Origin of the sequence: Pandoraea terrae, assembly GCF_902459695.1 — a bacterium.
GTDB lineage: Bacteria > Pseudomonadota > Gammaproteobacteria > Burkholderiales > Burkholderiaceae > Pandoraea > Pandoraea terrae.
Genome location: NZ_CABPRZ010000032.1, coordinates 19,092 through 39,723, shown reverse-complemented (window position 1 = coordinate 39,723; position 20,632 = coordinate 19,092). Strand labels below are relative to the sequence as shown.

Here is a 20,632-nt window from a genome sequence, read left to right as displayed (position 1 = left end):
TATGTGCTGCTGATGGTTTCCATCACCATGCCGTCGTTGATCCTCGGCATACTGACATTCGTTCTGGGCGGACTCGCGCCCGCCGCCCTGCTGCTGTATGTCAGCGGATCGAAGGGCCGGCGCGCCAGACAACGCCGGCAAGACGCCCCGTCACCCGATCCCGGCGATACGAATAGAAACGGGCCGGATCGCTGACCGTACACCATCGCCCGCCCGAGACCGTTGTTACGCCCTCCCGGGCGAGACGCAAGCGCGCCAGCGCACACAAATCCGCAAGATATTTGCCGTTTTCGGCGGCCCCGTGCGGCACGAACGCGGCGTTCGTGGCTTCGGCCTCCCCCGCATTCGCCGCGGCCAGAAACGACTCGCGCACCTCGCTGCCCACCTCGAATGCGTCTGGCCCGATGCAAGGCCCCAGCCACGCCAGCACGGCGGTACCTTCACCGCCGGCAGGCAAACGGGCCCGCAGCGACCTCACCGCCGCCTCGATGACACCGCTGCACAATCCTCGCCAGCCGGCGTGCGCGGCACCGACCGCCTGACCGTCGGTATCGCACAGCAGGACCGGCAGGCAATCCGCCGCCAGCGCGGCGCATGCGATACCCGTGGCCGTCGTGACGCTGGCGTCCGCCTCGATCGGCTGTCCTGTGTCATACCCCCGCAATGCCTCTTCGGCGTCGGCGACGCGAGCGCTGTGCACTTGCGCCAGCCAGGCCGGCGTTGCCCCCGTGATGGCCGCCAGGCGCTCACGATTGATGCGCACGGCTTCGGGATCGTCGTCCGCCTTCACGCCCAGGTTGAACGAGGCATGCGGCCCTGCGCTCACGCCGCCTTCGCGGGTCGTGAAAACAGCGCGCACGTTGGCCGGCGCGGGCCAATCCGGCACGATCCAGCTGGCCGGATATCCCGTTGCCGCGCCTTGCGGCCCCGGCGGCGTCAGGTCCGGCGAAACAGGGTGCTCAAGCGGGGAAGAGGTCATCCAGGGAATCGGGGAGCGTTGAAAGGTCGAACGTCAGGCCCAGCGCCGCCTTCAGCGCCGCGAGGTCGTCGGGTAACGGCGCTTGCCAGTGCATGGCGCGCCCGTCGTCGGGGTGCAGCAGCCCGAGCCGCCACGCATGCAGCGCCTGCCGCGCGAATCCGTTCGGCAGCGGCGGGCGCTTGGCGCGGGACCGATACAGCGAATCGCCCAGCAACGGATGCCCCAGATGCGCCATATGCACCCGGATCTGATGCGTACGCCCCGTATCGAGCGAACATAGCACGAGGGAAACCGGGGATTCCTCCCAATTGGCGGTCGCCAGGGTGACGACCCGCGTGCGGGCCGGCTTGCCTGCGCTGCCCTCGACGACCGCCATGCGCGTGCGCTCGCGCGGATCGCGGCCGATCGGCGCATCGACCACCTTGCGGGCGACGGGGCGCCCCCAGACGAGGGCCGCGTAATGACGTTTGACGGTCCGCGCCTGCAACTGGCGCACGAGATCGGTCTGCGCGACCAGTGTGCGCGCCACGACCATCAGCCCGGAGGTGTCCTTGTCCAGCCGATGGACGATGCCGGCACGCGGCAGATCGGCGGCCTGTTGACCGTAACGGTGCAGGAGCCCGTTGAGCAGCGTGCCGGACCAGTTGCCTGCGGCCGGGTGGACGACGAGTCCGGCAGGTTTGTTGAAAACACTCAATGCGGCGTCTTCATAAACCGCCGCGAGTGGCACAGGCTCGGCAGAGAACGCAAGCTGTTCCGGCAGCGCCGCCGGCGTGACGACGATCTGTTCGCCACCGGCGACACGTTGGCGCACCTTGGCCGGCGCGCCGTTGAGTGTGACGCGCCCGGCTTCCACCCACGCCTGCAGGCGGCTGCGCGAATAGTCGGGAAACAGTTGTGCGAGCGCCTTGTCGAGGCGGTCGCCGGCCAGCGTGAACGGGATTTCGGCCGACAACGGCGCCTCGAAGGCGGCGGTTGCAGGGACGTTTATGGCATCGGCGGAACGCGGTGAAAGATCGTCATCAATCGGATCCTCCGCAATTTCCGTGGCAAATGAAGCGCTTGGGCTATAATCCAGCAGTATTGAACGGGTCATCGAGAACTGAAGCCAACGAGCATGCAAGCCCTGAAAATTGTCAAACATCTGACGCTGGCCGCAATCCTGGCTGGCGGACTCGCCGCCTGCGGCATCCTGCCGGAGAAGGTCGACGAAACGGCCAGCTGGTCGACGAACAAATTATACGCGGAAGCGAAGGACTCCTTCGACAGCGGCGATTACACGAAGGCCGCCAAGTATTATGAAATGCTGGAAGGCCGCGATCCGTTCGGCCAGCACGCCCAGCAGGCGCAGATCAACGCCGCCTATTCCTATTACAAGGACAATGATTCCGCGCAGGCGCTGACGTCCGTCGACCGCTTCATCAAGCTGCATCCGGACAGCCCGTCGATCGACTACGCCTATTACCTCAAGGGCCTGATCAACTTCAACGACGATCTGGGTCTGTTCGGCCGCTTCAGCGGCCAGGACCTGTCAGAACGCGATCCGAAGGCACTTCGCGACGCCTACGACAGCTTCAAGTACCTGGTCGAGCACTATCCGAACAGCAAGTACGCGCCGGATGCCGCCCTGCGCATGCGCTACGCCGTCAATGCGATGGCCGCGCATGAAGTGCACGCCGCCGAGTACTACTATCGCCGCGGCGCATATCTGGCCGCCGTGAACCGTGCGCAAACGGCCCTGAAGGACTACGATCAAGCGCCCGCCAATGAAGACGCGCTGGGCATCATGATCCGCTCTTATGACGCGCTCGGCATGACGCAATTGCGCGATGACGCCAAGCGTGTGATGGCGGCAACGTACCCGAAGAGCGACTACCTGACGCTCGGCTACCGCCGCAAGAATCCGGACAAGTCGTGGTGGCAGCTCTGGAAGTAAGCGGCCCGCCCGCGGGTGTGCGATAAAGAAAATCCCTCGCCACGGCGAGGGATTTTTTATTGCCAGTGCATTTCGGGCGCCGTCAGGCGGATGGCGGGCTATCCGGTTCGTCGAAGAATCCGCGCACGATGGGCAGCTCGCGCGTGCGCTTGAATGGCGGCAAGCTCTGCCAGATACGGCGGCCGTAAGGTTTGTCGACAAGACGGGGATCGCAGATCATCAACACGCCCCGGTCGCCCTCGGAACGAATCAAACGCCCCGCCCCCTGCTTCAGCGTGATGACGGCCTGCGGCAACTGATGCACGGCAAACGGGCTCAGACCCTTTTTCGTCAGGGCGTCGAGGCGTGCCGCCAGCACCGGATCGTCGGGCGGTGCGAATGGCAACTTGTCGATGATCACCAGCGACAGGGCCTCCCCACGCACGTCCACGCCTTCCCAGAAGCTTTGACTGCCGATCAGGACGGCGTTGCCCAGGGCACGGAACCGGTCGAGCAGTTCGGTGCGGCTCGCCTCGCCCTGCACCAGCAACGGGTAATCCCAGCCACGGCGCTCAAATTCGTCGCGAAGCCGCTCGGCCGCCCGATTCACGGCGCGAAGCGTCGTGCACAGGACGAACGCGCGCCCGCCGCTGACTTCGAGCACCGGCAACGCGGCATCGAGCACGGCATCCGTGAACCCCGGCGCCGACGGCTGCGGCAGCCCGCGCGGCACATACAGCAAACTCTGATTTTCGTAGTCGAAGGGACTGGCCAGCGTCAGCGATTTGTTCGCATCGAGCCCCAACTGAGCGGCGTAGTGTGCGAAATTTCCCCGCACAGACAGTGTCGCCGAGGTGAAAACCCAGGCGCGCGGCGCACCGCCCCGCTGCTTCGCGAAAATCGGCGCGATCGACAGCGGCGTTTGATGCAACTGCACGGCCTGCGAAAACACTTCAATCCATCTGACGTTTTCCGGCACGTCGCCGGATGCATCTGCCGCCTTTGCCGCTGCGGGCGCGTTTGCACCGGCCCCGGCGTCCACCGACAATTCCGCCGCCGTTTTCGCCTTGAAAGCGGCTTCAAGCGCTTCGCGTTCACGCGCCGCCTTGGCGGCTTTGGCCGCCTTTTCCCGTTTGCCGTCCGTCACGCGCGGGGCATCGGCATCCTCAGCCGGCGTCTCGCCCGGCGAAGGCGGATTGACGCCCATGCGCCAACGTTCCAGTTGCTGATGCAGTTCGGTCGCACGACGCAGGCACGCGCCAAGCGATTCGGCACGTTCTGCCTGATGCTGAAGCGTTTCGATCAAGTCCTGCAGGGCGGCATCGAGAGCATCGAGGGCGTCGAACACACCATGGCTGGGGGGCAATTGGCCGACCGCCATGCGGACATTGTCCTGCCCGAATGTCAGACGAACATCGCGCGCGGTCCGCTCGACACTGGCGCCGAGCTTGACCCACTCGGCCGCGTCGCGCGCGTGGATCAGGCCTTCGGCCACCGTGTCGCGCGCCAATTCCAGAAATTGCCCCGTCGACACCGTCTCCCCGAAGAACAGGGTGGCCGTTTCGGGCAACTGGTGCGCTTCGTCGAAAATGATGGTGTTGGCGTTCGGCAGCAGCTCGGCCATGCCCGTGTCGCGCAGCATCACGTCGGCGAAGAACAGGTGGTGGTTCACGACCACGATGTCGGCCTGCTGCGCTTCCTTGCGGGCCTGCATCACGAAGCAGTCCTTGTAGCGCGGGCACTCCTGACCGAGGCAGTTATCGCGCGTGGATGTCACGTGCGCCCAGATCGGCGCATTTTCCGGCACGCTCGCCAGCTCGGCCTTGTCGCCGCTATGGGTGACCTGCGCGAATACGGCGATCTCACGCAGTTGCGCCGCTTCGTGGCGCGAGCCGAGCCGGCCCTCCTGCTGTGTGCGTTCCAGATAGTAGTGGCACAGGTAATTCGACCGTCCCTTGAGCATCGCCACCGTGACGGGCATGGCCAATGCGCGGCGCACGGTCGGAATGTCGCGGCCGAACAGCTGATCCTGCAAATGCTTCGTGCCGGTCGAGATGATCGTCTTGCCGCCCCACAGCATGGCGGGCACAAGATAGGCGTACGTCTTGCCGGTGCCGGTGCCGGCCTCGGCGATCAAGGTGTCGTGCGAGTCCATGGCGGCAGCGACGGCGCGCGCCATTTCTCGCTGCGGCTCGCGGCTGCGATAACCGTCAATGGCGCGCGACAGCATGCCGCCGTCGCCGAAAATTTCCTCGAGCTCGCGCACGCGCCTGGCAGCAAGCGGCGCAAGTCCGTGAAATGTCGCGGCGGCGGCCGGCGTGGCGGCGTCGGGTGCGGAGGACGACGTGTCGGCAGACGTCTCGCGGGGTGTGGCGGATTCGGTCAAAACGGCTACTGGGTGCGACGAACCGCAACGGGTCCGTCAGAAAAACGGCAACCGCCCACCTAGGCGGGCTGGTCGGGTGTCTGCTGCACTTGCAGCAGCGTAATGGTGTCCTTGATCTTCAGCCGCCGCTTCTTCAGGCGGCTGACCTGGAGTTCATCGTACGTCGGCTCCGTCAGCAGCTTATCTATCAGGTAATCGAGATCGCGGTGCTCGATCTGCAGTTCGATGATGCGCCACTGTACGGAATGAAGGTCCTGCTGCATCGCACGCTCCTCTCGCTACTCGACAAATGCTTCCCGCCGACGGCATGCCACGGCTTATTTGCCCGGCAACGCGTTCCGGGGGGAATTATCGCCTTCGGCCGCTTTCGCCTTGCGTTCGTCGGACTTCTGCTGCCGCTCGATGGCTTCCTGTTGCTTCTGTTGATACTTGCGCACGTTTTCCTCGCGTTCCGCCGCCTTCTGCGCCGCCGATTTCTGCGCTTCCTGGAGCTTCTGCTGCCGCTCGGCCTGTTTCGCGTCGTGCGCCGCCGCGTTGGCCGCGCGTTCCGGCGCGTGTCCGGTGCGTTCGGTCACGCGCTGCTGATACTCGGCCTGCTTGTTCTGATAGCTCTCGACGTTAGCCCGGCGTTCGGCCTCTTTCTGCGTCGCCTCGGCCGCTTCCTGCGCCTTCTTTTCCGCCAGCCGCGTCTCCCGTTCTTCGGCGCGCGCACGGCGCACATCGTCGTCCAGCACCAGGCGCTGGCTGCGAATGGCTTTCAGTTCTTCGCGGCGCTTTTCGCGCGCGCTCTCAACGCACGACGTCACGAAGAACTTCGAAGCGCATTCGTACTCGGCTTCGGAAAAACGATACTCGGCCCACGCGCGCTGCCGGTCGAGCAGCGCACGGCGGCCGTCGAAATCGGACGCTTCCGGGTGCAGATTCAGGTTGTCATCCACGGGCGGGATGGCGTCGCTGGCGTTCGGCGCGGCGGCGGAAGCCGGCGCGACGCGATCGGCGGTAGCGTCGTACGGGGCTTTTGGCGCCTCGATCTGGTGCGGCAAGCGCCCCATCGATTCGGCGGCAGTCTGGCCCTGCGCGAAGGCAGGCGCAGCCGGCACGGCAGCAAGTGCGAACACAATGCAGGCGGCGAGCGGGCTGAGCGAAAACTTTTTTGCGAAGGAAATCATGAGGTTGAGCGAAGTGATGCCAAATTTTAGCATTCCACGACCGGACGCGCCCGCGGTTTATGGCAAAATGCCTCGCTCTTGGCACTTGTGCCGCCGGCGCGGGAATTCGCGGCGCGGCACGAGCAAGCGCGGCGGGTGCGATCCCGCCGCACGCCCGCCGCTGGTGCGGGCTGCCGATGTCAAAGGCTCCGTTCAAGGCAATTCGCAACACTCATGACGCAAACCGTAGCTCTTCAGATCGTTCAACGCATCGCCGACGAACTCAACGTTAAGCCGCGTCAGGTCGCCGCCGCCGTTCAATTGCTGGACGAAGGCGCCACCGTGCCGTTCATCGCGCGCTACCGCAAGGAAGTCACCGACAATCTCGACGATACGCAGCTGCGCAACCTCGAGGAACGTCTGCTCTACCTGCGCGAACTCGAGGATCGCCGTGCCGCGATCCTGCAAAGCATCGACGAACAGGGCAAGCTGACCGACGCGCTGCGCACGGCGATCGAGGCCGCTGACACGAAGCAGACGCTCGAGGATCTTTACCTCCCCTACAAACCCAAGCGCCGCACGCGTGCCCAGATTGCCCGCGAGGCCGGCCTCGAACCGCTGGCGCAGGCGCTGATGGCCGATCCGATGCTGGATCCGCAAACCGAAGCGGCCAAGTTCGTCGACGCGGAAAAAGGCGTCGCCGACGTCAAGGCCGCCCTCGACGGCGCGCGCGACATCCTGTCCGAACAGTTCGGCGAAACGGCCGAACTGCTGGGCAAGCTGCGCGACTATCTGTGGACGCAAGGTGTCGTGTCCTCGAAGGTCGTCGAAGGCAAGGAAAGCGAGGAAGGCGAGAAATTCCGCGATTACTACGACTATGCCGAGAGCATCGCCTCGGTGCCGTCGCACCGCGCGCTTGCCCTCTTCCGCGGCCGCAATCTCGGCATCCTGATGGTCAAGCTGGGACTCGGCGAAGAGCTCGATGCGCAAGTGCCGCATCCCGGCGAAGGGGTGATCGCGGGGCATTTCGGCATTCGCAACCAGAACCGCCCGGCCGACAAGTGGCTCGCCGACGTATGCCGCTGGTGCTGGCGCGTCAAGGTGCAGCCGCATCTGGAATCGGAATTGCTCACGCAATTGCGGGAAACGGCTGAAAGCGAAGCCATTCGCGTGTTCGCGCGCAACCTGAAGGCCTTGCTGCTGGCCGCGCCGGCCGGCCCGAAGGCCGTGATCGGTCTCGACCCGGGTATTCGTACGGGCGTGAAGGTCGCCGTCGTCGACAACACGGGCAAGCTGCTGGGTACCGACACGATCTATCCGCACGAGCCGCGCCGCGACTGGGACGGCTCGATCTCGCGTCTGGCGAAGCTCGCGGCAGCCACCGGCGCGGAGCTGATCAGCATCGGCAATGGCACGGCGTCGCGCGAAACCGACAAGTTGGCGCTCGATTTGATGAAGCGTCACCCGGAACTGAGGCTGCAAAAGATCGTCGTGTCGGAAGCCGGCGCGTCGGTGTATTCGGCCTCCGAATTCGCCGCACGCGAATTTCCGGAGCTGGACGTGTCGTTGCGCGGCGCGGTCTCGATTGCCCGCCGCCTCCAGGATCCGCTGGCCGAACTCGTCAAGATCGAGCCGAAGGCGATCGGCGTCGGCCAGTACCAGCATGACGTAAACCAGCGCGAACTCGCGCGCATGCTCGATGCGGTGGTCGAGGATTGCGTCAATGCGGTCGGTGTCGACGTGAACACGGCATCAGCGCCGCTGCTGGCGCGCGTTTCGGGGCTCAACGGCACGCTGGCAAAAAATATCGTGGACTTCCGCGACAGCAATGGCCCGTTCGCGAATCGCGAGTCGCTGAAAAAGGTGCCGCGCCTGGGCGACAAGACGTTTGAGCAGGCGGCAGGCTTCCTGCGCATCAACGCGGGCGACAATCCACTGGACCGCTCGTCCGTCCACCCGGAAGCGTATCCGGTCGTGGAGCGCATTCTCGCGAAGATCAAGAAGGACATTGCCGGTGTCATGGGCAACCGCGAGGCGGTTCGCGGTGTGTCGCCGACGGAATTCGTCGACGAACGATTCGGCCTGCCGACCGTCAAGGACATCCTGACGGAATTGGAGAAACCGGGCCGCGATCCGCGCCCGGAGTTCAAGACGGCGACGTTCCAGGAAGGCGTGGAGAAGCTCACCGACCTGAAGCCGGGCATGCAGCTCGAAGGCGTCGTGACGAACGTGGCCGCATTTGGCGCGTTCATCGATATTGGCGTGCACCAGGACGGCCTCGTCCACGTGTCGGCCATGTCCACGAAGTTCATCAAGGACCCGCATGAAGTGGTGAAGGCCGGCGACATCGTGAAGGTGAAGGTGCTCGAGGTCGACCCGCGGCGCCAGCGCATTTCGCTGACGATGCGCCTGGCCGATGACCTGCCGGTGGCCGGTGCGAGCGATCGCCCGGGTAGCGGTGGCGGCGGCGGCGGCAATGGCGGTGGCAGCCGTGGCAATGGCGGTGGCCGTGCGCAGCCGCGCCCGCGTGAGCCGGAGCAGGTCAGCGCCATGGCGGCGGCGTTCGCGAAGCTCAAGCGTTAAGGCCAACAGCGCGAAAGCCTTGCCGTTGCGCGGCATCAAAATGACAGACGGGAGCGTGGAGACGCTCCCGTTTGTTTTTGGCGGATTCGGAGATACCGAGGATGTGCAGCGGCGCAGGACCTCACGCATTCACACCTCCTGAAGCATCAGAGACGGCTCGACGCCATATCCCGACGCTGCCCCGATGACTGTTGCATTTCGGTACCTTGCGCCCTGGCCCCTGCAAATTCTTGCCGGAGACTTTCTCGAACGTCCAGGAAATGCGCTTCCATTTGTTCGCGCTGCTGCTGTGCGAAGTCCTCTAGCGTTTTCGTCAATAACTCTCTGACTGCATTTTTGTCGGCGATTCCGCTTTGCTTGACCGAGGCAATCGCGGCCAACAGCGCGTTGTTGTTTTCAGCCTGAGCGCTCCCGATTTGCGCAAGTCGCGTCTCTGTCCTGGCTAGTCGCGTATCCGTCAGCTTCTCAATCTCCGCCATGTGCCTTTCCAAGGCCGTTACTTGGATACTCACGTTTGCCCACATACTTTTCTCCAGATTCTCAAATAGAAGTTCGCATTCATCGAATGCCTTCTCAAGCGCCCCCCAAGCCGGATTGCGCTGAAAAATCAGGTGACTGGCGATACCGTTTGTCGCCGTCAATAGCGAACCCGTCAATGTCAGGACCAAGCCGATGCCTATTGGCACCAGGCCGACCGCCGTTGAGGCGAGCGCCGTCAAGGTCAAGGCGACCAGCGTCACGCCCAGGATCATTGCGCATTTGGTTCGGATGCGGCGTTTCTCCTTCGGGATACATGCCCGCGCCTCTTTGAGTAGATCGCCAACACGAGGGGACAACGCGGCGATCTCGCGATTTGCCTCCGTTCGGCTCAATTCGTTTGCTCTATAGCGATCCACGATGTCAAACCGCCGTTCCAGCGCATGGATCGATTTTTGATACAGATCCAGCGCCCGTTGCACGTCGGCAGCAGAGCCCTTGAGCGATCGCGCACCCCAAGGTTTGCCAATGGGACTGCTGAGCCGCCATCGGCGCCCAAGTTGATCAACGGCCTCCTGCAATGTGGTGAGTGTTCTGTCGAATTGGTAAACGTCGCCAAGCGTTTTCTGCTCTCCCTCGACATCGGCGGAGCGATTCCTGATCGTTTCCAGCGCCCGGACAATGGCTTGATGGCGCCCAGCGAGACTTCGGCCCCGGCGATCCGGGACGCGGTAGACCTGTACGCCCTCCTTCGAGACCGGCAATCGCTTCCATTCGCCTCGACTGAAATATCTTGACGCTCCTCCCTGACGCACAGCCTCCATACCCCCTCCTCGGTGCTCAATTCGCCTGCATCGCATTACGCCCCCGGGACAGCTCGCGAGAGGGGGCGCAGATCCGATATTGCCCACAAGCCATAGCGCAGCTTCAGTGTTTCAACTGAAGTGTTTTGATTCCCGCCACAAATGTGCAGGTTCCGCGCAGGGACGAAGACTGATCAACTATTCGGAACAAAGGTCGATCAGAGGTAAGCAGCTGGCGAACCCATCTTGCAGGGCTCGCCGAGTCGACAGATAGTGTCCGCTTAAAAATAAGCGGACACTTTCATGAGTACAGAATTGGCAGTTCAGCGCGTACGGTGCGCCCACTCGAAACAATTCCAGCGAGTGGTTGTGGCCGAGTGCCACGCTGCGGACGAGTCGGTGTCGAGCGTGGCGCGCAAGTACGGCATGAACGCCAATATCGTGCACAAATGGCTGGGGTTGGCCAAGGCGGGGCGACTGGAGGCGGCGACACCGTCGTTCATTCCGATAGCTGCACCTGTGCGAGCGCAGTCAATGCCTGAGTCGCGCCGGAATATTGAATTGGGACTTTGCCCATTGCCCACGTACGCTGTGCCGCGATATAAGTGGCGGCCTCGCGCGAACATCGCGCTTACCTACTTGGAGATGGACGTTATGGCAATTCCAGCGCATCTGTGGCTCAAGGATGACGGCGGCACCGACATCAAGGGCTCCTCGACCGTTCAGGGACGAGAGGGAAGTATCGAGATCATTGGATTCAGCCACGGCCTTACGCTGCCCGTGGATGGCCAGAGCGGAATTATCACCGGCACCCGCATGCACTCTCCGATGTCCCTCGAAAAGGAGTTCGATGCGTCGAGTCCGTATCTGTACAAAGCCGTCGCAACGGGTCAAACCCTGGAATCTGCTGAGTTGCGCTGATATCGAATCAACAATAACGGGCGCGAGGAGCTGTATTTCGCGATGCTGCTCGAAGACGTGAAGATCACCGGCGTCAATCCCGGCATGGCGAATACCAAAGTGATGAGCATGTCGCAGCTCAATCACATGGAGTCAGTTTCCATGATGTACGAGCGCATCACATGGCATTACACCGACGGCAATATCAAGTTCACCGATGCGTGGAATGACCGCTAATTGGCACTGCGGCATGCCCCCTTTTCTCAACAGCATCGGGAACTGATTCATGGCGTTATACGGCAAGTTTGTGGTCAATAACGAGACCCTGGCCCCGCTGGTTATCAATGGCGTCGGCACCTATCTGGCGTTCTCCGGGGATGGCGCTTATCGAAACCGGGGGGATGCACAGCAATCCCGTATAGCGGGCCGCTACCCGCAGGAAAATACTGGATTGTCGACCGTCCGACGGGCGGCAACTTTTCAAAAGCCTACCAGTGGATGACGGATCTCGGCACCAGCATTACGAGGCGCTTTGTCGATCACCGAGAATGGTTCGCGCTCTATCGGGACGATGGCCGCATCGATGATCAAACGTGGATCAACGGCGTGCGTCGAGGTCTTTTTCGGCTTCACCCACTGGGCGGAAGTGGCATTTCCCAAGGCTGCATCACACTATCTAGCCGCGTGGAATACTTGGCGATTCGCCGCGCACTCCTTGCTACTAGTCGCGTGCCCGCTCGCGATTCCGGACTGATGGCCTACGGTTGCATTGAGGTGATTACGCATGGCAACACTTGTCCGTAGGGCCTATAAAATTCTGCTCTTTCTGTTTATTTGGTTGTATTCGATCAAGCATGTTCACATCTACCCCGTGCCAGATTATCAGTTGACGTTCTGGTACGGCCTATCAGGCAAGCTAGGCATTCAAGATGCCAACGACCTCATAGTTCCCACGATGATGATCTGCCAACTGGTGACGGCAGTTGTCGTTTATATCTTGCTCATCCGGCTGTGGCGAATCTGTGCTCGACGCTTCTGGAAGGACACCTAGCACGAGCATTGAGCCTCTGAAAGCAGGCGGGCGGGCGTGGAACCGGCATGCACGGTGCGTATCGAAACCGAGGCGGTTGCACCGCTTTGCTCGGCATCGAACCGATTTCGGCCGGTAGATATTGGATCGTGGATCGGCCCACTGGCGGGCCTCTTGCTCAGAAATCCGGCACCACCGGCGCCAGACAGGTACTCCTGAACTAGCCGTCGTTTGAACTCCGTTTTGTATTTCGTCATGAAAAACACCCCAAAGGTTGGATTGATGTCCAACTTTCGGGGTGCAGTTCAAACAACGCGGCGCTTGTCGTATCGGCCGGCGCGCCTCCGTCAAATCTCGATCTTCGTGCCCAACTCGACCACACGGTTGGCCGGGATCGAGAAGAAGTCCGTTGGCTTGGCCGCGTTCTGGTGCATCCACGCGAACACCCGCTCGCGCCAGATCGACATGCCCGGCAGCTTGGTCGGCACCACGGTCTCGCGTGCCAGGAAGAACGACGTGTCCATCAGTTCGAAGTGCATGTCCGACTTGCCTTCCATCAGCGTCAGCACTTCCTTGACGTCCGGCGTCTCGTTGAAACCGAAGGTCGCCACCACGCTGAACAATCCGCCGGTGTGGTCCTTCATTTCGATGCGCGCATTGTCATCCACATAGGGGACATCGACCGTGCGGAAGGTCATGAAGATCGTGCGCTCGTGCAGGATGCGGTTGTGCTTGAGGTTGTGCAGCAAGCTCACCGGGACCAGCGTATTGCCGCCCGTCAGATAGATCGCGGTGCCGGCAACGCGATGCGGCGGATGCGCCAGCAGCCCCTGCAGGAACGGCGCCAGCGGAATCCCGTCAGCAGCCGTGCGCTCACGCAGCAGTTGACGCCCCTTGTGCCACGTCATCAGCATGAAGAACAGGAATGCGCCCAGCGCCAGCGGCAGCCAGCCGCCCTCCTCGACCTTGATCAGGTTCGCGCCGAAGAACGCGAAGTCGACCACCAGGAAACTGGTGATGATCATCGCCACCAGAAACTTGTTCCAGTTCCAGACCTTGACCATGACCACGCACGCCAGAATCGTCGTGATGACCATGGTGGTCGTCACGGCAATGCCGTACGCAGCCGCCAGATTGCTCGACGACTTGAAGCCGAGCACGATCCAGATGATCACCAGCAGCAACATCCAGTTGATCACCGGCATGTAGATCTGGCCAATCTCGCGATCGGACGTATGCTGGATTTTCATGCGCGGCACGTAGCCGAGCTGGATCGCCTGGCTCGTCAGCGAGAACGCTCCCGAAATCACCGCCTGCGAGGCGATCACGGTCGCGAGCGTGGCAACGATCACCAACGGCAGCAGCGCCCAGTCCGGCGCCATCAGAAAGAACGGATTCTGGATCGCCTCAGGGTTCGTGAGCAGCAGCGCACCCTGGCCGAAGTAATTCAGCACGAGCGCCGGAAACACCAGCAAAGACCATGCGTACCGGATCGGACGTATGCCGAAGTGCCCCATGTCCGCGTAGAGCGCTTCCGCGCCCGTCAGCACCAGGAATACCGAGCCGAGCACGACATAGGCCTGCAGGGCATGGGTTCGAATAAACGCGATGGCGTAGTATGGGTTGATCGCGTGGAAGATTTCCGGGGCCCGAAAGATGTTGTAGACGCCCAGCACGCCGAGAATCACGAACCAGATCACCATCACCGGTCCGAACAGCCGGCCGACCTTGGCCGTGCCCGACTTCTGCATGGAAAACAGGACAATCAGGATCGCAATCGTAATCGGCAGCACGAAGCGCGTGAGCGATGGCGCCGCAATTTCCAGCCCCTCCACCGCCGACATCACCGAAATGGCCGGCGTAATCACCGCGTCGCCGTAGAACATGCAGGCGCCGAACATCCCGAGCATCATCAGCGTGGTCGCCACACGTCCGCCCTGGTGTTTCACGCTGCGCAGGCTCAGCGCCATCAGCGCCAGAACACCGCCCTCGCCCTTGTTGTCGGCGCGCATGACGAACAGCACGTACTTGAGCGAGACCACAATCACCAATGCCCAGAAAATCAGCGAGATGATGCCGAATACCGCCTGGCTATTGAACGGGATGCCATGCTCCTTGTCGAAGCATTCCTTGAGCGCATAGAGTGGACTCGTGCCGATGTCGCCAAATACCACACCGATTGCGGCGATCATGAGCGCGGGCAAGGCTTGAGGCCCATGCCCATGTCGTATGTTTTGCGTCATAAATAAGGTAGGGAAGTCGCTTTATTGCGCTGCACAAATGTGCGCTATTCTAACGGGGCGCGATGCCGGTCGCCAGTCCGGATGTGTCCTGAGTGTCCGCCCGCCTCCCGCAACCGGACATCGCCAGGATAGTTCGCCCGGCGGCGCACGACCCGTCCGGCTAGGGTTTGGCGGCGTCCGGCATGCGCCCCACCCGACACGCGTATGCGCCGTCGCCGATTTGCCAGTTGCAATTGCGCGACACGCCCCCATTCGCGCTCGACAGCCCGACGGATTGAGTGTACCGCGTGCCAAACAGCGCGCGGGTAACAAAAAGGCCACCCTACCCTCGGGTGGCCCTTCCGCCGGGAAGCGACGGCGTCAATGATGACGCTTTGCAGGCTTGTGGCTGCTGGCCTTGACCGAACGCATCAGATCGGAGTCCGCGCTGTTCTGCGCGTTTTCCAGCGATCGAATCTGGCCCTGAAGGTCAACCAGGCGAAGCCGGGCTGCATTGCGCTCGGTTTCCAGCGCCCCGGCCTGCTCACGCACGGCCTGCTGGTTCTGCGCCAGTTGCTGTTCCTGCTCGCGCTGGATCGCCAGGTCGCTCTGGATCGCGTTGAGGCGCGCCTCGCTCGCCGCCAGTTGACGCTCCATCAGCGCCTTCTGGGCTTCCAGCTTGATGCGGCGGATCTCGACGTCGGCCAGCGTTTGCGTCTGGCGGACGAAGTCGGCGTACAGCGCCTCGGCCTTCTTCTCATTCGGGAGCTTCACCACACGCCAGAACTGGCCTTCATGGAAAAGCGCCACGTAGTAGTTCATATCTGCCGGGTAGAACAACAGACTTGAGCCGTAGCGGCCGTTGTAAGTGGTGCGCAGTTCCGTGACTTCCCGATTCTTGATACGGTCGCGCAGCTCCTGGATCGTTCCCGACACCTGAGGCGCCGCGTTGCTGCCGCTCGGCAGTTGCAGCGTGTTGGTCTGTCCAGGCACGGCCGAATCCACCGGCCCCTTCGCCGCATCGGCCGCCATCGCCGAAGATCCCCACGCCGCCACGCACACTGCCCCCACGCTCAACCAGAATCGCCCCCGGCAATCACGCACTTTCATCTGATCTATTTTCCTGTTATTTGACAAAACCCGGCACCGGCCCGCGCTCCCCGGACGACTCGAACTCGTTCGCCACCTCGGACTCGTTGCCCAGAATCTGATACTTGCGCATCTTTTCCCACAACACTTTCCGGCTGATGCCCAAGGCATTGGCCGTGTCCTGCCTGCGCCACCCGTTCGCATCGAGCGCCGTCACGATCCTCGCACGCTCGGCCACGTCCCACCGCGCCCGCTCGCTCGACTCCGCCTGAGCGCCCTGCGCCCCCTCGTCACCTCGGGGGCTGCCACGCAAAGCCGACAGTGTATCGAACATCTGACGGATGCGCTGCTCATCCCAGGCACCTAATTGCCGATAAATGATACCTACGCGCTCCGCAATATTGCGCAGCTCCCGTACATTACCGGGAAACTGGGTATTTGCAACCCTGTCGAACAGCCATTGTGGCGCATGCGCCGCAACCTCCGGCTCACCCACCGCCTTGGCGAGGTAAGCGCGAAAGACCGCAATTTTATCCACCGCGCCGCGCTCTTCCAAGCTCGGAATGCGCAATTCGATCACCGCCAACCGATAGTACATGTCCGCGCGGAATAATTCCTCGCGCACCATCACTTTCAGATTTTTATTGGTGGCCGCCACCAGACGGAAGTCCAACTTGATCGGCTGTGCCGATCCCAGACGCGTCACCGCGCTGTCTTCGAGCACACGCAACAGCTTCACCTGTTGATATAACGGCAAATCGCCGATTTCGTCCAGAAATAATGTGCCGTCGTTGGCCTGCTCGAAATATCCCTTGTGGGCATACAGCGCGCCAGTAAAAGCCCCCTTCGCGTGTCCGAAAAAATGAGACTCGAACAGGCCATCCGGGATGGCGCCGCAGTTGACGGCTACGAACGGGCCCTGGCCGTAATGACTGTGCTTGTCATGCAGCAGGCGGGCGATGCGCTCCTTGCCCACGCCCGTCTCGCCGTGGATCAGCACATTGGAGTCGCAGTCGGCGAAGGCATCGACTTCGGACAGCAGACCGAGCATCGCGCTTGAGTGGGCCACGAGCAGATTGCTTTCCGGGACCGGTTTGTCGGCCTCCGCGATGGCGCCGGCGAGCTTGAAGATGAGCGTGCGCAGTTCCGCTCCGGTGAAGTCCAGTGTCAGAATATTGCTATATTCGGGCGGGTAAACACGGGGGTCGTTTTCGCGCGGCGCGGCCGCCACCCAGACCACGGGCATGCCGTGGCCCATTTGCCATTCGCGCGCATTGATGAGCCCGCTGTCGATGACAGACACGCTCACCACCGCGATGGACGGGCGGGCCTTGGTGCGATCACGGGAAATGTCCACGCCGTCCGCGCGGATCACCTCGATGTCGAAACTCGCGAGGCAATGCGCCACCCGATCGGCAATGTCCGACTTCCCCTCCCACACGTAGACATCCAAATCTTCACGTAACGGCTTGCTTTTCATGCTCTTCCCCGCCGAAGCGGTCTTATGATGCGTCAATAGACGAGTTGCACTGTTCCGGCGTTGCAATTGATGTTCATCAACGTCACGTCGGTGATGCCGAGTTTGATACCCAGGGTGTTCAGGAGATTGTTCAGCAGCGGACTCAGCGTGGTATCGAAGACCTGCTTCAGCACTTCGAACACGACGCCGACGACCGCGTTGACGGCGTTGGCCGTCGATCCGATGTTCAGCGGAATCTGGCATTGCGCGCCGGCCGTGGGGTTAAAGATGCCGACGGCATTGCACACGAGACCGCCGAGGGCGCTGCCGATGCCTGTCAGGAGCGCGCCGGCCGTGCCGACCAGCCCGGTCACGACATTGCCCAACCCCGTCACGACGCCCCCGATATTGAGTGTGAGCAGGCTGCCCAACGTGCCGCCAAGCCCGCTCACGAGACCGTTGACCGCTGTGCTCGCATTGGTCAGGAAGGTCGTCACGTTCGAGACAATGGCCCCCATTGTCGAGCCCGGACCCGCCGCGCCAAGCAAGTTGCCGACCGTGGACGCCGTCTGCGATCCAATCGATGCCGACGTATTGACGGAAATATCATTGAGGATCGCGCCCAGCAATGCGCTGACCAGCGAACTGACATCGACCGTTGCCGACGTACTCTGTGTGTACGGTAGCGCAGGCGGATTCGCCGGGAACGTCAACGACGATTGATTGCCCAGCAGCGACAGCATCACCTGGCTCTTCACTTGAATGCCAGCCGCCGGCGGAATTCCGAGTACCGTCGCAATCGTCGCCCGCCCTTTCAGGTCGCTGGCCGATATGCAACTGTTCGCGCTGTTTGTCAGCGACGCCGCATTGGCAAACACGCCGACGCACAGATTGACGGTGCCCGAATTGACTGCGATCGTCGCGCTTCGCTGCGGTGTGCACGACAGCGCGGTCAGGGTGCCGGTCGATTGGGCAACCTCGATGATCAGCGGCAAGTCGACTGAAGTCCCTACCGCGCTCAGGATGGTGCCGATTGCCGGGATACTGTTCGGGTTGATGTGCGCATACAGACGGACCTGGGCGGTCGTCGCCTTGGCGCCCACATCGCCGACGGCAATCGAGGGGGGCGCGATGATGCGCCCATACAAGGTGACCGCCGGCAACGACACCGGCACCGTCAACGCATTGGACGTCAGCGGATTGCCCGGATCCAGCACCCCGGCGACCACTGCCGCCGAAATGAGGTCCATCACGTTGACGTTGGCATTGAGCGCCGTCGTCCCGGCGGAACTGATATCGGCAATCACGCCCGGCGTCGTCGCTGTGCCGAACAAGCTGATGTGATTATTGAGTACGGCCGAACTCCCCATGAGGGTGACAAGATTCGACAGCACGCCGACATAAGCCTGCGCCGCATTGCCCTGCGACTGAAGCGCGCTCAACGACGCGGACAGGAGCTGGCCGACAGTGAGCGTCTGAATCTTGGCAACCGAGTTCAGCGACGCCGCCGTTACATTGGCGGAAACGGGAATACCCAAGGCCTGCAGCAGTCCCGACGGCGTCACGGTCGCCCCCACCAGCTGGTTTCCATATCCGACATAAAGCGCAGGATTCACCCCGATCGACGTCAGCAACGGCCCAAGCAAGCCTTTCGACGTATCCAGCGCCAACAGCCCCGATCCAACGGAAAACGTTGCCGACTTGCCCTTCTTCTGCGCCACTGCCGTCGCCCCGACATTGCGCGTGCCCATCAGGAGCGATGCAACGTTCTCGCTGATCGTGACGGATACCGAGTCTCGCGCAGCCCCCGCCGCAAGCGCCCCGTCCGGGGTAAAGGTCCCGCTCGTGCCGCTGGAAGCCATCGCCCATTGACCGCAGGACGCGCTGACGGTCGCCGTGCCAAGTTCCGTTGCGCCAAGATTCGCGGTCAGGCTGTTGGTCACAAGCGTGGCCACCGTCGTGCAATCCGGCAGCCCCTGAGCGCCGGCAATCGCCGCCATGTCGGCGGCCTTCTGCAAATCGCGCCGCTTGTAAAACACCACGCCCAAGTCCAGTGCGATGCCCAGCATGACCGCCACGATCACGAAAATCAGCGCCACGATCGGCACAGACCCGCGCTGCCCGGCAAGCGGACTCGCCAGCCATGGCCTTGGCCGTGACAGCATGAATCGGGCGGGTCGCGGGGCGCGCGGCATCATGTTCGTGTCACTGGGTAGCCGAGGCTGCCGCAGTGGCGACGCCCGCCGTCGAAGGGCTCGCGCCGCTGCTGTCGCCGCCGCCACCGCCACCGCTGTTCCCGCCGCCGTTGCCGACCATGTTGCCGTAGAACACGGGAATCCGGTATTTGAAGCTGTCCATGTAACGGGTGTAGGCCCACGTCGCTTCGGCACCCAATATCGGCAAGCCCGGTCCGGCGACATCGCCGCTCGCCTGCAGACGCAGCAGCGCGCTCGTCTGCTCGCCGAGCGGAAGATCGCGGGTCTGCGCGCGCGGCACCGTCAACGGCGCACTGCCTTGCGCCTGCGCCATCGCCATCGCGCTCGCGCTGAACATCGCCATCACGCACAACGCACGCAGGACAGACGGCGCGCAAGACCGATTGGCCGCCGTGGGTTCGCAGGAATCTTCGTGCATCATGGGTTCTCCTTGTCCTTGCCTGGTTTCGATCGCACGGTGGCCATCACATCACACGCCATCATCCGGCCGTCTCACTGCGCCTTGGCGAAGCGGTCCAACATCGTCTTTGGCACATCCCAGCGTCCGGCGTCCCTCGCCGTGGCCAGCTGCGCCGCGTCGTCGCGCGCAGGCATCGCCGGCGCGAGCGCCGCAGCGGGTGCAGCGGCAGGCGCCGCCGCACGCGTGCGCGCCCGTCCGATTTCCCCCGCCAGCTTCACGATGGCGTCACGCGTCGTTTTCGGCAGCTGCGCTTCTGCCATCACCTTCTCCGCGCGGCCGCGCTCGCCCGCGACCAGCAGATAGACTGCCAGGTTGCCGAGGACCTTTCGGTTGGTCGGCGCGAGCTCGGCCGCCTGTGCGATCGGCACGCGTGCGCCGCCCACGTCGCCCGACCAGAGCAATGCGAAGCCGAGGTCGTTCAGGTACAGGGCTTCGGTCGGCTCGAGCCGCACCGCTTCCTTCAGCGCCTGCGCGGCATCGCCGTAGGCATGGCGCAGGCCGGCGAGCAAGCCGATGCCGTGCCACGCTGCGCCGGCCTGCTCGCCGCCCAGCAACTTCCGGTACGCGGCCTCGGCCTGTGCCGGCTGGCCCGTCTCGCGCAGCGCATCGGCGCGCAGCAATTCGACATCGGGCGTGCTGCCGAACTGTTGACGGTACCCGTCGATATGCGCGAGCGACGCGAAGTACATGCCCTGCCCCTGCATCTGGCGGATCAGGGAAAGATAGACATCCTTCGAATCCGGTTTCCTGGCCTGTGCATCGGCTTCTTGCTCCGCGCGCATCAGATCGGCCGCCGACGGCGCTGCGCCATAGCCGCCGGTCTGCGTCGAACTGCACGCAGCGAGTAGCGCGACGAGCGTCGAGACGAGCATCGAGGCAAACGGCGGGCGGCCACGCCGGAACGCCGTCGCGCCGACGCGGGCCGCCGCCGCGCGCGTCATGAATGTCAGGGGGATGCCAATCAT

The 20,632-nt window shown here is 62.9% G+C and carries 17 protein-coding genes and 2 pseudogenes; 7 read left to right on the top strand and 12 right to left on the bottom strand.

Annotated features, from left to right (window positions below; all coding sequences use genetic code 11):
* Positions 1–100: 100 nt before the first annotated feature.
* Together pgeF and PTE30175_RS24950 are read right to left on the bottom strand one after the other, a co-directional pair.
* Entirely contained in the window at positions 101–979 is an 879-nt protein-coding gene (gene pgeF, locus PTE30175_RS24955) for a peptidoglycan editing factor PgeF (protein WP_150699763.1), read from the bottom strand.
* Positions 960–2,075: an RluA family pseudouridine synthase gene (locus PTE30175_RS24950; protein ID WP_150699762.1), complete on the bottom strand. Its 1,116-nt coding sequence runs from the start codon at positions 2,073–2,075 to the stop codon at positions 960–962. Before PTE30175_RS24950 ends, pgeF begins: the two co-directional genes overlap by 20 nt.
* A 21-nt stretch (positions 2,076–2,096) precedes the next feature.
* On the opposite strand from PTE30175_RS24950, the gene PTE30175_RS24945 reads away from it, so the two are divergent.
* Positions 2,097–2,915 (top strand): outer membrane protein assembly factor BamD, encoded by an 819-nt coding sequence (locus PTE30175_RS24945; RefSeq protein WP_150699761.1) that lies wholly within the window; start codon positions 2,097–2,099, stop codon positions 2,913–2,915.
* 82 nt (positions 2,916–2,997) lie between these two features.
* On the opposite strand, the gene PTE30175_RS24940 is transcribed toward PTE30175_RS24945, so the two are convergent.
* From PTE30175_RS24940 to PTE30175_RS24930, 3 genes are read right to left on the bottom strand one after another with little or no spacing between them, the layout of a single operon-like run.
* The gene (locus PTE30175_RS24940) at positions 2,998–5,280 is read right to left on the bottom strand and encodes an ATP-dependent DNA helicase (protein ID WP_150699760.1); all 2,283 of its coding nucleotides are present in this window, start codon (positions 5,278–5,280) and stop codon (positions 2,998–3,000) included.
* 59 nt (positions 5,281–5,339) lie between these two features.
* Complete coding sequence (locus PTE30175_RS24935) at positions 5,340–5,543, bottom strand: YdcH family protein (RefSeq protein WP_150699759.1); 204 nt, start codon at positions 5,541–5,543, stop codon at positions 5,340–5,342.
* Between the two features lie 54 nt (positions 5,544–5,597).
* On the bottom strand, positions 5,598–6,449 hold the full coding sequence (locus tag PTE30175_RS24930; protein ID WP_150699758.1) for a hypothetical protein: 852 nt from the start codon (positions 6,447–6,449) through the stop codon (positions 5,598–5,600).
* Positions 6,450–6,662: 213 nt separating this feature from the next.
* Here PTE30175_RS24930 and PTE30175_RS24925 point away from each other — a divergent pair, with 213 nt between their 5' ends.
* Positions 6,663–9,011 carry a Tex family protein gene (locus PTE30175_RS24925; RefSeq protein ID WP_150699757.1) on the top strand — a complete coding sequence of 783 codons (2,349 nt, stop codon included), beginning with the start codon at positions 6,663–6,665 and terminating at the stop codon, positions 9,009–9,011.
* A gap of 146 nt (positions 9,012–9,157) precedes the next feature.
* On the opposite strand, the gene PTE30175_RS24920 is transcribed toward PTE30175_RS24925, so the two are convergent.
* Entirely contained in the window at positions 9,158–10,312 is a 1,155-nt protein-coding gene (locus PTE30175_RS24920) for a hypothetical protein (RefSeq protein ID WP_150699756.1), read from the bottom strand.
* Positions 10,313–10,945: 633 nt separating this feature from the next.
* On the opposite strand from PTE30175_RS24920, the pseudogene PTE30175_RS24915 reads away from it, so the two are divergent.
* The 5 genes and pseudogenes from PTE30175_RS24915 to PTE30175_RS28885 all read left to right on the top strand — a co-directional run.
* Positions 10,946–11,428, top strand: a pseudogene (locus PTE30175_RS24915) (Hcp family type VI secretion system effector).
* 49 nt (positions 11,429–11,477) lie between these two features.
* On the top strand, positions 11,478–11,693 hold the full coding sequence (locus tag PTE30175_RS29145; protein ID WP_338044474.1) for a hypothetical protein: 216 nt from the start codon (positions 11,478–11,480) through the stop codon (positions 11,691–11,693).
* The gene (locus PTE30175_RS24910; RefSeq protein ID WP_338044475.1) at positions 11,603–11,995 is read left to right on the top strand and encodes a DUF2778 domain-containing protein; all 393 of its coding nucleotides are present in this window, start codon (positions 11,603–11,605) and stop codon (positions 11,993–11,995) included. Before PTE30175_RS29145 ends, PTE30175_RS24910 begins: the two co-directional genes overlap by 91 nt.
* Complete coding sequence (locus tag PTE30175_RS24905; protein ID WP_150699755.1) at positions 11,976–12,242, top strand: hypothetical protein; 267 nt, start codon at positions 11,976–11,978, stop codon at positions 12,240–12,242. Before PTE30175_RS24910 ends, PTE30175_RS24905 begins: the two co-directional genes overlap by 20 nt.
* 59 nt (positions 12,243–12,301) lie before the next feature.
* Positions 12,302–12,391, top strand: a pseudogene (locus PTE30175_RS28885) (DUF2778 domain-containing protein); the annotation flags it as partial.
* Positions 12,392–12,568: 177 nt separating this feature from the next.
* Here the strand turns inward: PTE30175_RS28885 and PTE30175_RS24895 are convergent.
* The 6 genes from PTE30175_RS24895 to PTE30175_RS24870 all read right to left on the bottom strand — a co-directional run bounded on the left by PTE30175_RS24895 (position 12,569) and on the right by PTE30175_RS24870 (position 20,632).
* Entirely contained in the window at positions 12,569–14,464 is a 1,896-nt protein-coding gene (locus PTE30175_RS24895; RefSeq protein WP_150699754.1) for a potassium transporter Kup, read from the bottom strand.
* A gap of 360 nt (positions 14,465–14,824) precedes the next feature.
* Positions 14,825–15,553: a DUF2968 domain-containing protein gene (locus PTE30175_RS24890; protein ID WP_191629206.1), complete on the bottom strand. Its 729-nt coding sequence runs from the start codon at positions 15,551–15,553 to the stop codon at positions 14,825–14,827.
* A 16-nt stretch (positions 15,554–15,569) separates the two neighbouring features.
* Positions 15,570–17,012: a sigma 54-interacting transcriptional regulator gene (locus PTE30175_RS24885; RefSeq protein ID WP_150699752.1), complete on the bottom strand. Its 1,443-nt coding sequence runs from the start codon at positions 17,010–17,012 to the stop codon at positions 15,570–15,572.
* A 32-nt stretch (positions 17,013–17,044) separates the two neighbouring features.
* A complete protein-coding gene (locus PTE30175_RS24880) occupies positions 17,045–19,156 on the bottom strand; it encodes a pilus assembly protein TadG-related protein (protein WP_191629205.1) in 2,112 nt (703 codons plus the stop codon).
* A 40-nt stretch (positions 19,157–19,196) separates the two neighbouring features.
* Complete coding sequence (locus PTE30175_RS24875) at positions 19,197–19,628, bottom strand: DUF3613 domain-containing protein (protein WP_150699750.1); 432 nt, start codon at positions 19,626–19,628, stop codon at positions 19,197–19,199.
* A gap of 71 nt (positions 19,629–19,699) precedes the next feature.
* On the bottom strand, positions 19,700–20,632 hold the full coding sequence (locus tag PTE30175_RS24870; protein WP_150699749.1) for a tetratricopeptide repeat protein: 933 nt from the start codon (positions 20,630–20,632) through the stop codon (positions 19,700–19,702).